Origin of the sequence: Mesorhizobium sp. M1342, assembly GCF_040317955.1 — a bacterium.
Lineage (GTDB): Bacteria > Pseudomonadota > Alphaproteobacteria > Rhizobiales > Rhizobiaceae > Mesorhizobium.
This window is the reverse complement of the sequence record NZ_JAMYLI010000008.1, coordinates 191,269-205,478: the sequence shown is the minus strand read 5'-3', so window position 1 is coordinate 205,478 and position 14,210 is coordinate 191,269. Positions and strand designations below refer to the sequence as shown.

13 protein-coding genes are annotated in these 14,210 nt (G+C 56.9%); 4 read left to right on the top strand and 9 right to left on the bottom strand.

What is annotated here, in order from left to right; all coding sequences use genetic code 11:
- Positions 1–37: 37 nt before the first annotated feature.
- Positions 38–1,150, top strand: a complete 1,113-nt coding sequence (locus NKH06_RS10770) for a polysaccharide pyruvyl transferase family protein (protein ID WP_352441348.1) — start codon at positions 38–40, stop codon at positions 1,148–1,150.
- A gap of 182 nt (positions 1,151–1,332) precedes the next feature.
- Here the strand turns inward: NKH06_RS10770 and NKH06_RS10765 are convergent, their stop codons facing one another.
- The 9 genes from NKH06_RS10765 to NKH06_RS10725 form a co-directional block, all read right to left on the bottom strand.
- The gene (locus NKH06_RS10765) at positions 1,333–2,244 is read right to left on the bottom strand and encodes a class I SAM-dependent methyltransferase (RefSeq protein WP_352893021.1); all 912 of its coding nucleotides are present in this window, start codon (positions 2,242–2,244) and stop codon (positions 1,333–1,335) included.
- A gap of 193 nt (positions 2,245–2,437) precedes the next feature.
- Positions 2,438–3,580 (bottom strand): acyltransferase family protein, encoded by a 1,143-nt coding sequence (locus NKH06_RS10760; protein WP_352441346.1) that lies wholly within the window; start codon positions 3,578–3,580, stop codon positions 2,438–2,440.
- A gap of 56 nt (positions 3,581–3,636) precedes the next feature.
- Positions 3,637–5,148: a glucosyltransferase domain-containing protein gene (locus tag NKH06_RS10755; RefSeq protein ID WP_352866467.1), complete on the bottom strand. Its 1,512-nt coding sequence runs from the start codon at positions 5,146–5,148 to the stop codon at positions 3,637–3,639.
- The gene (locus NKH06_RS10750; RefSeq protein ID WP_164748973.1) at positions 5,142–5,522 is read right to left on the bottom strand and encodes a GtrA family protein; all 381 of its coding nucleotides are present in this window, start codon (positions 5,520–5,522) and stop codon (positions 5,142–5,144) included. The genes NKH06_RS10755 and NKH06_RS10750 overlap by 7 nt, the downstream gene beginning before the upstream one ends.
- Complete coding sequence (locus NKH06_RS10745) at positions 5,512–6,462, bottom strand: WxcM-like domain-containing protein (RefSeq protein WP_352441344.1); 951 nt, start codon at positions 6,460–6,462, stop codon at positions 5,512–5,514. Before NKH06_RS10745 ends, NKH06_RS10750 begins: the two co-directional genes overlap by 11 nt.
- Complete coding sequence (locus NKH06_RS10740) at positions 6,459–7,397, bottom strand: glycosyltransferase family 2 protein (RefSeq protein WP_206517162.1); 939 nt, start codon at positions 7,395–7,397, stop codon at positions 6,459–6,461. Before NKH06_RS10740 ends, NKH06_RS10745 begins: the two co-directional genes overlap by 4 nt.
- Positions 7,394–8,494, bottom strand: coding sequence for a DegT/DnrJ/EryC1/StrS family aminotransferase (locus NKH06_RS10735; protein ID WP_164748809.1), 1,101 nt, complete (start codon positions 8,492–8,494; stop codon positions 7,394–7,396). Before NKH06_RS10735 ends, NKH06_RS10740 begins: the two co-directional genes overlap by 4 nt.
- A 157-nt stretch (positions 8,495–8,651) precedes the next feature.
- A complete protein-coding gene (locus NKH06_RS10730) occupies positions 8,652–9,392 on the bottom strand; it encodes an ABC transporter ATP-binding protein (protein WP_352441343.1) in 741 nt (246 codons plus the stop codon).
- Positions 9,393–9,399: 7 nt separating this feature from the next.
- Positions 9,400–10,287 carry an ABC transporter permease gene (locus tag NKH06_RS10725; RefSeq protein ID WP_245273030.1) on the bottom strand — a complete coding sequence of 296 codons (888 nt, stop codon included), beginning with the start codon at positions 10,285–10,287 and terminating at the stop codon, positions 9,400–9,402.
- Positions 10,288–10,602: 315 nt separating this feature from the next.
- Between NKH06_RS10725 and NKH06_RS10720 the strand changes: the two genes are divergently transcribed.
- The 3 genes from NKH06_RS10720 to NKH06_RS10710 all read left to right on the top strand — a co-directional run bounded on the left by NKH06_RS10720 (position 10,603) and on the right by NKH06_RS10710 (position 14,210).
- Positions 10,603–12,579, top strand: a complete 1,977-nt coding sequence (locus NKH06_RS10720; protein ID WP_352441342.1) for an SDR family NAD(P)-dependent oxidoreductase — start codon at positions 10,603–10,605, stop codon at positions 12,577–12,579.
- A gap of 33 nt (positions 12,580–12,612) precedes the next feature.
- A complete protein-coding gene (locus NKH06_RS10715) occupies positions 12,613–13,548 on the top strand; it encodes a glycosyltransferase family 2 protein (protein WP_352441341.1) in 936 nt (311 codons plus the stop codon).
- A 122-nt stretch (positions 13,549–13,670) separates the two neighbouring features.
- Positions 13,671–14,210 carry a sugar transferase gene (locus tag NKH06_RS10710; RefSeq protein WP_352441340.1) on the top strand — a complete coding sequence of 180 codons (540 nt, stop codon included), beginning with the start codon at positions 13,671–13,673 and terminating at the stop codon, positions 14,208–14,210.

The following is a 14,210-nucleotide window of genomic DNA, read 5'->3' as shown; positions in this document are numbered from 1 at the left end:
GGGAATTAGATGTCTACAGAGCGTCGAGGAGACTTTAGTGAGAGTTCTTTTTCTGGGAGCGTCAATAGCTCCGCATCCCGACCCGCAGATTGCCTTTGAAAAGAAATTCGAAGTCATTGGATATAACACCGGAAATCTTCTGATAGGACAGTCTCTGTTCGAGGAACTTCGCTTTGAAGAATTCGGGCAGGGGTTGGGCTATTCCCCGCAAGAGGCAAACGAACGTTTCGACATCATAGCTATCTCAGCGGCAAATTTCATTTTCAAGAATTTTGATTTGTCCTATTTGGCTGACTTCATAGAACCGACCAAGCTGCCATGCGTGGTCGCCGGCCTCGGTGCGCAAGCACCCGCCATCGGCAACAAAGTCACAGATATTCCCGAGGGCAGTAAACGCTTTCTTCATATAATATCCGAACGCAGCAAGACCGTGGGCGTGCGAGGTCATTTTACGGCCGAGGTCATGAATGACTTTGGGATAAAAAACGTCAGCGAGGTAGGATGTCCCAGTCTGTTTCGCAAATTGCGTCGTGACCTGAAAATAAAGCGGCCGGGAACAGACGCCAGCCTGAGGGTTTCGGTGAACGGATCACGAAACGTATTTTTGCATTCGGCCAATCCCGAAGCTGCCCGGCGCGTTGAAGCTGATCTTTTGAAATTATCTATCGATAGAAAGTATCCCTACGTCCTGCAGAACGAAGAACCAGAAATGGCAATGCTCCGTTCTGGAGAGGGGAATAAAACCGATTTAGAGAACGCTCAGGCAATTATCAACCAGCTGAATATGGGCATGGACCCGTCGCTCTATGTAAAGCATATCAAAGAGAACGCAAAAATGTTCTTCGACCTGGCGGAATGGGATAGTTACATATCAAGGTTTGATTACACTGTCGGGACACGCTTCCACGGAAACCTGATCGCGTTGACCAACGGCGTTCCCGCGACCATAATTTCCCATGACTCAAGAACCACGGAGATGGCGGAACTTATGAGCATCCCGCACGTCCCTGTCGGTAAAGTGGGACAATTGGACGTCCGCGAGCTCGTGCAGGCTGGCGACTATGATGCCTTTCAGCGCAAGTACACCGTTCTATATGATCGTTTTGCCCAGTTCCTTTCGAACAATGGAGCCAACCACAGGCTGGAATAGCACCATGAAGTGGTACTTTTTCGCGATGCGAACCGATCCGCGCGAGCACGCCAAGTGCGCCGCCGTCTCGGTTAAACGCGATCTCCCGCTATCCCTGCCGCGAAGTAGAAAAGGTGTGCCCATTTGGGAGAGTTGCCCCAAAGTGCGGCGACCCACCTTCGTTGCTTGCCAAAGCCCAGTCGCTAAACGGAGGGCTGCATCAGCACCGACACTTGGAACGGGTCAATGATCGATCGATCATGTCCCACTATATCCCAACCGTCACCGCCCAAAAAGTCGATCTCGCAAGAGATGTCCCCATAGGTTTCGCCTTCGACGCCACCGTGAGGAAGATAAGCAAATCCGTTAAGGCGATGGTTCGACTGCATTTTCGCAGCGACCGAAGTCTTTTGAATCCCATCGATAAAAGGCCAGAATTCAATTGGTCGAATAGTGGCCACGAACAATCCACCAGGCTTGATGTGTTTGCGAACTGCCATAAGGCAGGCTTTCGCGCTCGAAGGCGCCAGATGTGTGAATACCGAGAATGCGAAGATCAGATCGAACTTCTGGTCGTCGACTGGTAGCACGGAAGGAATCCGCTCCGATTGAGCGAACATGCCAGGCAATCTTGCCTCTCTACACAAGCTGAGAGACTTATCCCAGGCGTCAATACCCCATATGGACGATGGATCGCTGTAGTAGTACATCATGCGCAAGATGCGTCCGTAGCCACATCCAAAGTCGAGAATATCAGAGCCCGCCAGCGGCTTTTTGGTATGTCGGGTATAATTGTTTTCAAGTTGTCGGGCGAACGACGCGGTTTGCCGGTACAGATCGAGACCGGATGCCCCGGTCCAGGTCTTCTGGACTTCGTCACTGGCCATCGCGGGCAGAAGACGTGACAAACTGGGATAATCCTTGTTCGGCAAGGAAATCATGAAGAGGCCGAAGTCGTCCAGGCTCATTCGGCGAAGAAAAACGAGAGCCTCTTCAGTTGTGCACCCGTTGGCCGCCTCGCGTTCGGCGGCATTCAAATGTGGGAAGGCTGTTGAGAACATGCTAATATTCTTGCTCTTTCTGGCGCTGCCTGGGAACACATAGCCGTCTAACATGCGACGGATTGCGGTCAACGAATTAATAGTCAAAGAAATCACCACAGAATACTAGCCCAGCTGGACTCGCTGATCCACGATCCAAATGGTTGGACTAACAATCTCGAATCGAGGGTTCTCCGTACCCTAAATGTAACACGCTGCCGCAGCCGGGCGATATCGGCGACGCCAAGGTTCGAAAGCGAAAAGGCCATTAAGCTGGCCAGACTCGACCGAAGCGAGATCGTAAGGCCATGCCGGGCCTTTCTATATACCGATAACTCAGCAAGGATAGTGGTATCAACATCGCAAGAGTTGCTACCACTGAGGCAAGGAACGGCAAGGATGCTCCATCGAAGGATGCGTAAACCGTCCGGTACAGGCCCACCCGATCCAGGATGACGATAACGACCGGATGCCAGAGGTAAATGCTGAAACTGGCGTTGCCGAGCAGCTTCGCAGCCGGATTCACGAACCATCTTTGCGGATACAGGGAAACTCCCACGACAGCGCTCGCCAACGTCACCGCCCAAGCGGTTTTGACGCCGGAACCGCCGCTTGACCCAAGTATCGTTCCGAAGAGTACGGCAATCTGGCTCGTGAAACAGATCAGGCCAACGATTGTCAGAAGACTGGCAGCAAAGACTATTCGGCCAATCTGGGGGGAAGTGCGACAAACCCCCAGCCAGACATAATATCCCGCTATCCCTGCAGCAAAATAGAACAGTTGAGCCACTAGAGAAAAGTGGCCAAAGAGCGCTAACGCGCCCCCCGTTCCTTGGAATGCCAACGCCCAGTTGGCCGCCAAGAATACTGCTACCGCAAGAAACACCACAGAACGAGCTAGACCGGTGATGGCAAACACCAGCAGCGGCAGGATGGCATAGAACGCCATCTCGACACCGATGGACCATGACGCCATGACGAATCCGGTCACGTGGTTCGGCACAAAGTTGAAGATGAACAGTGCTGAACTGAGGAATTGGGAAAGAGGGACTGTCGTCTTCCATACTATCCAGCAGAACGGTATGTAGAACAGCATTATGAAATAGAATAGAGGCGCGATGCGCAGCAAACGCCGAAGGTAAAATTCTCGCAATTCCTGCCGCGTCTCGATCCTGCCACTATACCCGACAAAGAGACCGAATGCGCTGACTATGTAAAACAGCGGCACTCCGTTGCCGAAATGCGTCGGCACGAACCATAGGTAGCCGGGGATCTGCAGTTTTGGCAGCGCAATCAGATGAACAAGGACAATCGACAACGCCGCGTAGCAACGCATTGCCAGAAGTCCCGGGAGCTCAATTCGCGAATGCGCATCCTTTACTACGAATCTCCTATCGATCTCGACGTTCATTCTGCCCTCGACTATCTTGCAGCGACCTTAATAATTCCCACACTGCTTCACGACGCTCAACGGCTAGCTGCTCCCTCAAGAGCTTGCTGATTTGAGGAGCTGGGCGTCTCACCGAGCCGTATCAGTACGATGTCGTCTTTGATTTCCACGCTACCGGGAGCCGGCCAAACAGGCATGGTCGAAAGATTGACGATCGTTTGAAGTACCTGTTCTTGGTTAGAACCACTCAAATTTGAATAGCCAAGCAATTTCATATAGTAGGCGATCCGCCAGGAATTACCCCCATTCCATTCGAAGAAAGAATAACCGACCGTCGAGTCGGAAGGCTTCGGATAGTTGGTCACAAATGGCTGCGCGCCAAACACACTTAAAGCATAACTGCGCTTTGCGTCAAAACCGGGCGTGGCCGACAGCCTGTCGTATATGGCTCCCGCCAAGAGAGTATCGTGCTTGTCGACCAGATAATTGGATGCTTGGCGATAGTTCTGAACGACCTGAATCTGGAAAAGCGCCACCGCCAGCAAGATGGCCGAGGCTGCGCGGATTCTGGAGTTTCTGCTCGTCACCGCGACATAGGCAAACAGCCATACGGCAATCGGCACCCCGATGAGGCTCCTGACAGGCATGCTGCCCGCGGCAAGGAAGTGAAAGCCGAAGGGAACAAGCAATGAAACGAAGGCAACTGCCGTCAACAGCAATTTCGTGCGGGGCAATTCCTTCAAGAGCGCCCAGCCGCCCAGGAGCAACAAGAGCGGGATTGCCCACAATGCAACGCCGTATGTGCGCTGGTCCAGGCCATAGATCCCGCCTATCGCCTCAATCACGCGCCCGACAACGGTGATAGGATGTTGAAGCAGAAAGTTTGGCTGGGAAAGCGAGTCGAAATACTCGTTTCTGCCGGGGGCGAACGATCTGAAAATGATGTCGCCGATGACATAGAACAATATTGCGCCGGCCAGCAGAATACCGATCCGAAGCAGGTCTTTCGGCAACGATACGCTGCTGCCGGACCGTGCTTGCAGAATTGAGATCGCAATGCCCAGGACCAGAATTGCCGGTGCGAAACTCTGATAGATCGAGATTGCGAAGGCGCCGACTCCCACAGCTCCGAGAAAGCGAGGGCTGAGTGGGGAAACCTCCTCCTTTCGGATCAGCCAAAGCGCTAGAGCGGTCGCGAACAGGCCGACGCCGATAGCGGCAATGTTCGAATAAAATTCGACGATAAAAAACCAGGTCGGGAAAGCACAGAAAATCGCAAAACATGCGTACTCAGCGATGGAGAGCTCTTGCTTGTTGATGACATCCATGACGAGGAGGTAGGCGGCCACGCAACCGGCGCCAAAGACGGCCGGAGCCAGGAAAGGCATGACCGGATGAGGAATAAGGAATCTCTCGATCAGATACGCGCCCCAGCGTCCCTGAAGAATCCAGATCGACGCGTCCGTTCTGAAGGCGGTTACTTCGTCATCGATTGACAGCGGAAAGGAAGCCAATTCGGAAAAATACATCGCGACGAAAATCGCAAAGAGATTAATGGCTGGTCGTATTGTGCTCGGTCGCGTCAGCATGATCTGCGGAGTATCCATCGAGAAATCACGAAGTTGAGGATGGTCGTGATGGCAAGGGTGACAAAGAAGGCTGCTGCAGCATTTTGCAGAACGCTTTCAAGCGTTTTGAGGGCTGCTAGGCCGAGCACGAACACGACCGCAATCGACGCCCCGATTGCCAGTCGATCGGCGATGCCCGTGCGGCCGCCGGGAAAGACGCGATCGGGATAGAACACCATTACGAACACAAGTCCTGTCAGCCAAGCGAGCGCGTAAGACAAACTTGAGGGCAGGACGACAAGGCCGGCAAAATAGACAAGGCTGGTCAGGGCGGTATTCAGTCCGCCGGCGACAAGAAACCGGACGGCGTCTCCGCCAATGCGATCAGCGGTCATCCTGCCTGACCGTATCCAGGAAATCCGCATAGTCCCTGATGTAATCGCCAGCATCATAGTTGTGCGAAGCCATGACCAGCAATGCTGTATCGGGTTGGAATTTATACTGAATTCCCCAAATGCCGGGCGGAATGTAGAGGCCGATCGAGGGTTCGGTCAACGAAACCTCTTTTCTCTCATGGCCGTCGTCAACGACAACGGACAGGCGGCCATGGGCCGCGATCAGGAATTGATGGCACTCGCGATGCGCATGCTCACCCCTGACCTTGTCGGAGGGAACGCCATAAACCAGAAAGGACCGGGCCGGCTTAAACGGTAGGTTTGCACCGAATTCGAGCGGGGCGAGTTCGCCTCGCAGATCGCTAAAATGCGGCAGCCGCCAGAGCTCGGTACCACCGACCCCAAGCGACATTTTCTCGCCCACTGCGCCGGGGAGGGTTTGCGTCAAGGCTGGCACGATCTTCGGGCCGGTCTGGTAGCCGACGATGACTGCGGGATTTCCGACCACGACGGCATTGGCAGGGACGCTCTTGGTCACCACGGCGCCGGCGCCGACCATCGCCTGGCGGCCGACGACTATGCCCGGCAGGATTGTGGCATTGGCGCCGATGGAAGCGCCGTCCTCGATCATGGTCAGCAGAAACGCCTCGGGATATTCCTTGGAGCGTGGGAAGCGATCATTGGTGAAGGTCGCATTCGGGCCGACAAACACACGATTGCCCAGGCGCACCCCGTCCCACAGTTGGACGCCGCTCTTGACAGTCACGTCATCGCCGACGATCACGTCGTTCTCGATGAAGACGTGATCGCAGATGTTGCAGTTCGAGCCGAGCACGGCCCCAGGCAGCACGTGAGCGAAGGCCCAAATACGCGTTCCGTCGCCGACATGGGAGCTTTCGCAGATACCCCGTTCGTGCACGAAAAATGGCTTGGCGTTCATTTCGCTGTTCCGTCAACGACGCGGCTGATGATCCGAAGTGGGCGCGATTTGGTGTTTTCAACTGCCCGCCAGAGATAGCAACCAAGAATCCCTTGGACTAGAAGGCTGGCCGAACCGAAGCCCGTGATCAGCAGCACCAGTGTCGTATAGCCAGCGGGGTCTATATTGCCAAGCAGCCGTGCAATCACGGTAACGACTGCAAATAGGAGACTTAGCGCACAGCCGGCAAATCCTACCCAGAGGGTGAGCATTATCGGAAAATCAGAGAACGAGAAAATGCTGTCCATCATGTATCGGAACCGCCGTGCCATGCCCCAGGCGCTTGTTCCGTGCTTTCGTTCGCGCCGCCGATAAGGCACGAATTCCCGCCTGAAGCCGACCCAGAAAAGTTGTATGACAAGCGAGCTGTTCGGCTCCTCGATCGAGAGGATCGCTTCCAGAACCTGACGGTTGCAGGCGAAGATATCCACTCCGCCACTCGGCATGCTGGGCAGGACGAGCCTGCGGTAGGCCGACCAGAAAGCCCTCGACAGAAATTTGGTCAAGGGCGGATCGCTACGCCCGGTTCGCTGCCCAAACACGACGTCAGCCTCGTCCTTTTCCAGCTTCGAAAAGAATTCGACGATCAGTTCAGGCGGCTCCTGCAGGTCGGCGGCCATCGCAGCGACCTGGTCACCCGAAGCGTGTTCGAGCCCGGTTCGAATAGCAGTGAACGAACCAAAGTTCCGGCTATGGAAGATGATCTTGTAATCATAGCCCGAGCCTTTCAATTCCTTGATCAGCAGCGGGCCGGATTCGTCCGGCGACCCGTCGACGACGAAGACGAACTCGATGTCGCTATGATATCTGGAGTGGAAATCGGCGACTGCGCCCAGGAGGGAAGGGATGTTCGCCTGATTTCGATAGATCGGGAAAACGATCGAGCGTGTTGTCACATTGTCTCCCATTCGCGGAGGGCCAGGCAAACCCGCTCTACCTCGTCGTCCCTCATATCGGGATAGCAGGGGACCGAACAGAGACGGCTGACGCTGGCCCTCGAAACGGTGAGATTTTCGCTCCCCATCATCGGTAAGTCCGCCCAGCCGACTTGGTCGCAATCCAGCACAGGGTAGTGTATGTCAGTGTCGATGCCGCGCTCTTTCATGAACGCCCTGAAGGCGTCCCGGTCGTCGCAAAGCGCGACCGCGAGGTGCGCGACAGCGCCTTCGCCACCTTCCAGGAACTGGAATCGACGCCCGGCAACCGACTTGTACTGGTCTAGGATGCCACGCCGCTGCTGGTTGCGTCTATCCACATCGCCCAGCAAAACGTCCAGTATCGCGGCTTGAACTTCATCCATGCGGGAGTTGCGGCCGTTGGGCACGCCGACATGATATTTTGAACTCCAGCCATATTGTTGCAGTTGCCGTACATGCGCGGCGGTTGCCGTGTCGGAGGTAAGAACAGCGCCGCCGTCCCCCATGGCTCCGAGATTTTTGGTTGGGTAAAAGCTGAACGTGGAGATATCCCCCAGCGAGCCTGCAACGTCGCTTCCGATTCTCGCCCCGTGCGCCTGCGCGCAATCTTCCACGATTGGAATGTGCGAGAGGCCAGCCTGCTCAAGTCCGTCCCGGATGGCGCGGACATCAACGACGCCACCATAGAGGTGGGTGGCGACGATCGCAGCGGTGTCTGCGCTGGCTGCTTTCAGTACCGATTGAAGGGCTATGAGTTGGCTGGCTGGTTCGATATCGACGTAGTGCGGAACGAGATCATTCTGCCAGCAGGCACAACTGGCATAGCCCCCCGCATTGGCGGCGACGATCACCTCGCGCCCGTCGTAGCGCTTGGTCACTGCGGCCAATGCAAGTTCGAGCGCATCCGTCCCATTGGCCACGAGAACGCATTCCGAAACACCTATGAATCTGGAAAAATTTGCCGCAAATCTTTTGCCGATAGCGCCATTGAGCCACCATCCCGAACGTAGCGTGTTCACTACCTCACTCTCGATTTCGACCTGGTAGCGCTGATACAGGCGCTTCAGATCATTCATGGGAACAGATTCTTGTCTCGTCATCGGTAACTCAACGGCTCGAGCGCAATTCATTTTAGTAACGTCCGCAGGGCGCAACGCTGGCATACTCAACTACAGCAGGTGCGACGAATTGGGAATCTGAACTGCGAGCATATAGTATCCGGGAAGAGTACCTTTAAGACTTAGCTCGCGTTCCAGCCCTCTTTGCAGGTTTCGTCGTGAAGGCTTCGACCCTTCCGTTCTTAAGCGTCATTCTCTTCGTACATACGCTTTCGAGCAGGCTCTCATTGTGGGTCGCCAGGACGATGATGCCTGCCTTCTCTGCCAGTTCATCCATGCGTCGCTTGGCTTTTTCTTGAAATTGGGCGTCGCCGGCGCCGATCCACTCGTCCATCAGCAGAATTTCGGGGTCAAGGGCTGTAGCCGCTGAGAAAGCAAGGCGAGCGGCCATACCCTGGCTATAGGTTTTGAAGGGGACATCGATAAAGTCGCCAAGTTCGCTGAAGGCGATGATCTCCGGCATTTTTTCTTGGATCTCGGCCTCGGTCCACCCGCTGATCAAACCCCTCAGAACAATGTTTCGCCGCCCCGTCGCTTCGGGGCGAAATCCTATGTTGATGTTGAACAAAGCGTCGACTTTGCCTTCAATGGCTACTGTGCCGGCCGATGGCTGATAGATGCCGTACAACACCTTGAGCAGTGTCGTCTTGCCGGCCCCGTTTGGGCCGACCAAGCCCAAACGGTCGCCCGCTTTGAGTTCAAAGCTGACATCTTCCAGCGCCTGCACGACCTGCTTGCCGCCGGATCGTCCGATTTTGCCTCCAAGACCACCCAGGCGCCGGTCAGGCGCCGTAAGCGTCAATTTTTCGTAGAGGCGGTAGGCGAGGCTGACATTGTCCAGCTTGATGGAAATCATTTTGAGCTCAGATCAGGAAAACGACGCGCTTGCGATATCCGCCCAGCAGCAGCAACGCAACCGCCCAGAAAGCCAAGGAGATGTAGGCTGTCACAACAAAGGGATGCGTTGGGAATTCGCCGCTCGCGATTGGCGCACGCACCACTTCCAGGAAATATGTGAACGGATTCCAATGATAGGCATAGTTCTGTATACCGCCTTGCCCATGATAGGCCCAGAAGACTGGCGTAAGAAACGTGCCGACTCGCATGATGTTGCCGACGATGAACTGAGCATCGGGAAAGAATGCGCCCAGGAATGCGAAAACCATTACGATTGCAGGGGTCGCGAGCACAATCAGCAACAACCCCGGGATCGACAAAAGCCACTCAGCGCTGATTCCCAAACCGCTCAGCAGCAGGATGACGATGCAACCCGCGACCGAATAGCTCGCTCGGATGATACATTGCACCGTCAGCCGCATCACATACACGAAGAGTGGCAGCCTCGTACCTTGAATGAAACTGGCTTCGCGCGAGAACAGGGGCACGCTCAGGCTGATCATCTCCATAAGGTAGAACCAGACAACTAGGCCGATCGAGGCATAGGCCGTGTATCCGGCCGAATCCGTGTCCTTGGTCTTGAAAACGAAGATGAAAGTGCCGATGAATGCCAGATAATTGACCAGCATCCAAAGCGGGCCGAGCGTCGTGCGTCTGTGCTGGTCGCCGATGTCCTCATGGGCAAGCGCAATCCAGACCCGGTGTAATCTCATGGCCTTTGAGATGTCGTCAAAAGCGCCGTTTAGTGCCGCAATCATAGCTGGGAGTATCGCAATCCGTTGTTCTGGCGCATTATTCTTCGCTGGCCATAGCGAACCACCAAGCCCGTCTCTAATAGCCATTTCGATGGGCATATGGCAACGCATTGCGTCGTAACGCGGTGGGGAGCAGAGTCAACTGCGGCAAAACTGAACGCATGCTGATGCTGTGTGGCTTATTTAGCGTTTGGTAATGTTGACTTTGCGGCAATCGCCCGAGCAAGATCCATGTTCTCCACTGGACGCCTCTTCCCGAAAAAACCTCTGGCTATGCCCTCGCCCCCGCAGTATGCGATACAGGACGGCGGGGGCCGGGGATGGCACTTGAGTAAGGTGGTTGGTCGCGAAGTATCTTCGTGTTCGCACCTCGCAGGTGTCGATGCCTTTGATCCTGGAGTCTTCTGCCGTCCAATGAATTCTTATCTCGAATCAGTATTAGGGCTCAGGCCACAGATGCGGCGCGCCTTCATCATGGTCCAGGACGTGGTCATGGTCCTGGTCGCCGTGGCGCTCAGCCTCGTCCTTTCGCGGTCTAATCTTTCGTTCGAAGCGCTCTCCAAGGAGGGTCTGGCGACATGGGCGGGCATCGTCGTCATCAGCCATTTGCTGTTCCGCTACAGTGGCCTCTACACCACCGTCTGGCGCTTCGCCTCAACGCCCGACTTCTTCAACATCCTGAAGAGCTGCGCGATTTTGACGTTCACTCTTTACATGGCGTCGCTGCTGCTGCGTTTTTACCGGCCGGTGGCGGGGCTCAACGAGCGTCAGTTCATCGTCTTCTTCCTTGTCTCCTTCACCATCATCTCGGCACCCCGGCTGTTCTACCGCTTCCTGCGTGACGGCGCGAGCTGGGGGATTCTGAGCCGCAAGACCGACATCAGACAGGCCAAGCGCGCTCTGTTCGTCGGCCGGCTCGACGAGGCCGACCTGATCATTCGCTTCACGCGCACGGCGCAACCGGCGGACTATTCCATCGCAGGCATCATGGCGACCGAGCGCGGCGCACCGTTGGGCACGCGGATTCAAGGTGTTCCCGTGGTGGCGGCCATGCCGCGCCTGATCGATGTCCTGGAAGACTATGCGACCGGCACCAAAAGCCTGGACCTGCTGATTTTCGGCAGCGGCGCCGAGCACGAAATCGAGGACTATTCGGAACTCGTGCGCATTGCCCGGCACGGCGACATAAATGTGGTGCAGTTCTCAGGCCTTTCGGAGTTGGAACAGCACGGAAAGCTGGTTCTCGACACCGTTGAGATGGAAACGATCCTGCGCCGTCCGGCGGTCGCGTCCGACATCCAGCGCATCGGCGCCTTTGTCAGCGGCAAACGCGTTCTGGTGACCGGCGGCGCCGGTTCTATCGGCCAGACGCTGGTCAAGCGGTCGCTGGAACTGGGAGCCGAGGCGGTGCTGGTCGCCGACAACTCCGAGTTCGGCATTTTCCAGTTGAGCCAGTATGTTGACGAGAAGGACCATGACCGGCTCAAGGTCCGCATCGTCGATGTCTCGGACCGGCGCCAAATAACGCGTGTCGTCACGGAATTCCGGCCGGACATCATCTTTCACGCCGCGGCGCTCAAACATGTTCCGCTGCTCGAGGAGAACTGGGATTCAGCCATTCAAACCAACATTTTCGGAACGCTCGTCTGCGCCGAGGTTGCCGCCAAGTGCGGGGTTGCGCAATTTGTCCTGATATCGAGCGACAAGGCGGTGGATCCCTCATCAGTGCTCGGCATGACGAAGCGGGCCGCCGAACAGATCATCAGCGCCTTGCATGGCGAGACGGGCGGGCGTGACCCGGCCACCAAGTTCATTGCAGTGCGGTTCGGCAATGTCTTCGGCAGCAATGGTTCGGTGGCGACCATATTCCAGGCGCAAATCGAGGCTGGGGGGCCCGTCACCATCACCGACCGGCGCATGACGCGCTATTTCATGACCGTGGCCGAAGCCGTCGATCTCGTCATCATGTCGGCGGCCGATGCCGCGTCGCGGCAGAGCGGACACGATTATGCCGTCTATATGCTCGACATGGGCAAGCCGGTGCCGATCCTTGAAGTGGCCGAAACGATGATCCGCTTGTCCGGAAAGAGCCCATACAAGGACATCGCGATCCGGTTCACCGGCATCAGGCCGGGCGAAAAACTTCACGAAACGCTGCATGGCGAAGACGAGGAACTCGTCGAACTCGGCATCTCGAAGGTTTTCGGCCTCAGCACGGACGTCGTGGAATGGTCGGATGTCCAGGTCGCGCTCACGGCGCTGCAGCAGTCGGCGAAAAACCAGGACAAGGCTGCCGCGCTCGCCGCATTGGCAGGTCTCGACCGCGCCAAGAAGGCCCGGGAAAGCCCTCATCAGGGCGCGATCCCGAAAACGGCCGGGCAGGCGAGCTAGGCCCGGTTCAGAATTCAGAAAGCGATCTTGGTCGTGAGCAAAGCAGATCTGCGCGTCGCGGTCCTGATGGGCACGAAGGATGGCGCGGCCTTCATCGATGAACAGCTGCAGTCCCTGCTCGCGCAGTCGCACCCTCTGGTCGACCTGTGGATTTCAGACGATGGCTCCGTCGACGGCACGACCGCCATCATCGAGACATGGAAATCCCGCTGGCGGCCCAAAGGTCGGATGACGCTGGTAGAGGGGCCGCGGCAAGGCTTCGCCGCCAATTTCCGCTCCATGATCGTCGACCGACGCATCGAGGCGGACTGCTATGCCTTCTGCGACCAGGACGATATCTGGGAGACCGACAGGCTGGAGAGCGCCATCAGCTGGATGCGGACCCAGGATGCGAAAACCCCGCTGATGTTTTGTTCGCGAACCGCCACCATGACGGAAACAGGAAGTCTTGTCGGCCATTCGCCGCTGTTTGCCCGGCCGCCAACCTTTCGCAACGCGCTTGTGCAAAGCATCGCCGGCGGCAACACAATCCTGCTCAACGCTGCGGCACGCGACCTGCTGGCCAGGGCCTCCACGCGGACCGGGTTCGTCAGCCATGACTGGTGGGCCTATCTCATCGTGACCGCCGCCGGCGGCATCGTCCGCTACGATCCGCGGCCGCTGGTGCGCTACCGGCAGCACGCGGCGAACCTGGTCGGCGCCAACGTGTCCTGGAAGGCAAGGGTGTCCCGGCTTGGCCGCCTGTTCAAGGGGGAATTCGCCGGCTGGACAGACCTCAACCTCGACGGTCTCGCCCTCAATCGCGACCTCCTGACCGAGGACGCGACGGCATGCCTCGACCTTTTCACCCGCGGGCGTAACGGCGGTCTTTTCCGGCGCTTGGCGGGCTTGCGCCAAAGCGGCGTCTATCGGCAGACCGTTTCCGGAAACCTGGGGCTCTATCTCGCTTTCGTCCTGGGGCGCATCTGAACATTGGCACGAGTGCGTGGCACGCTTGGTCAAAAGATCGGCTCATGCTACTTCGACCGGATTGACGGCATTTGCCTGCGGCGTTGCCTCGGGACTTCGGCAGGGAGTACTATCGGCCGTTCATGAAGGCAGCCAAGCAAATCTTCGATATTGCCGGTGCGGCTCTGCTGCTGGTGGCCACATCTCCTGTCTTGGCGCTCACCGTCCTTGCCGTTCGGGCATCGTCGCCGGGCCCGGCTATTTTTTCACAGGTGCGGGTCGGCCGTGACGGTCGGCTTTTTCGCTGCCACAAGTTGCGCACGATGTATGTCGGGACGCCGTCACTGCCCTCGCATGAGGCGCCGGTGGATTCCGTGACATCGGTCGGGAAGGTCTTACGGAAGTTCAAGCTCGACGAGCTGCCACAATTCTGGAACGTCCTGAAGGGCGAAATGAGCCTGGTCGGGCCGCGCCCCTGCCTGCCGACCCAAACGGAGTTGATCGAGTGTCGCAGGCGGCTGGGGGTTTTGGCGGCGCTGCCGGGCATAACCGGCCTGGCCCAGATCAGGGGCATCGACATGTCGAACCCGGAGCTTTTGGCTGAAACGGATGCTGCCTATCTCGGGACGGCGTCGTTCTGGCTCGACCTTCGGATCCTGGCTGGGACGCTCTATCGAAGCTGA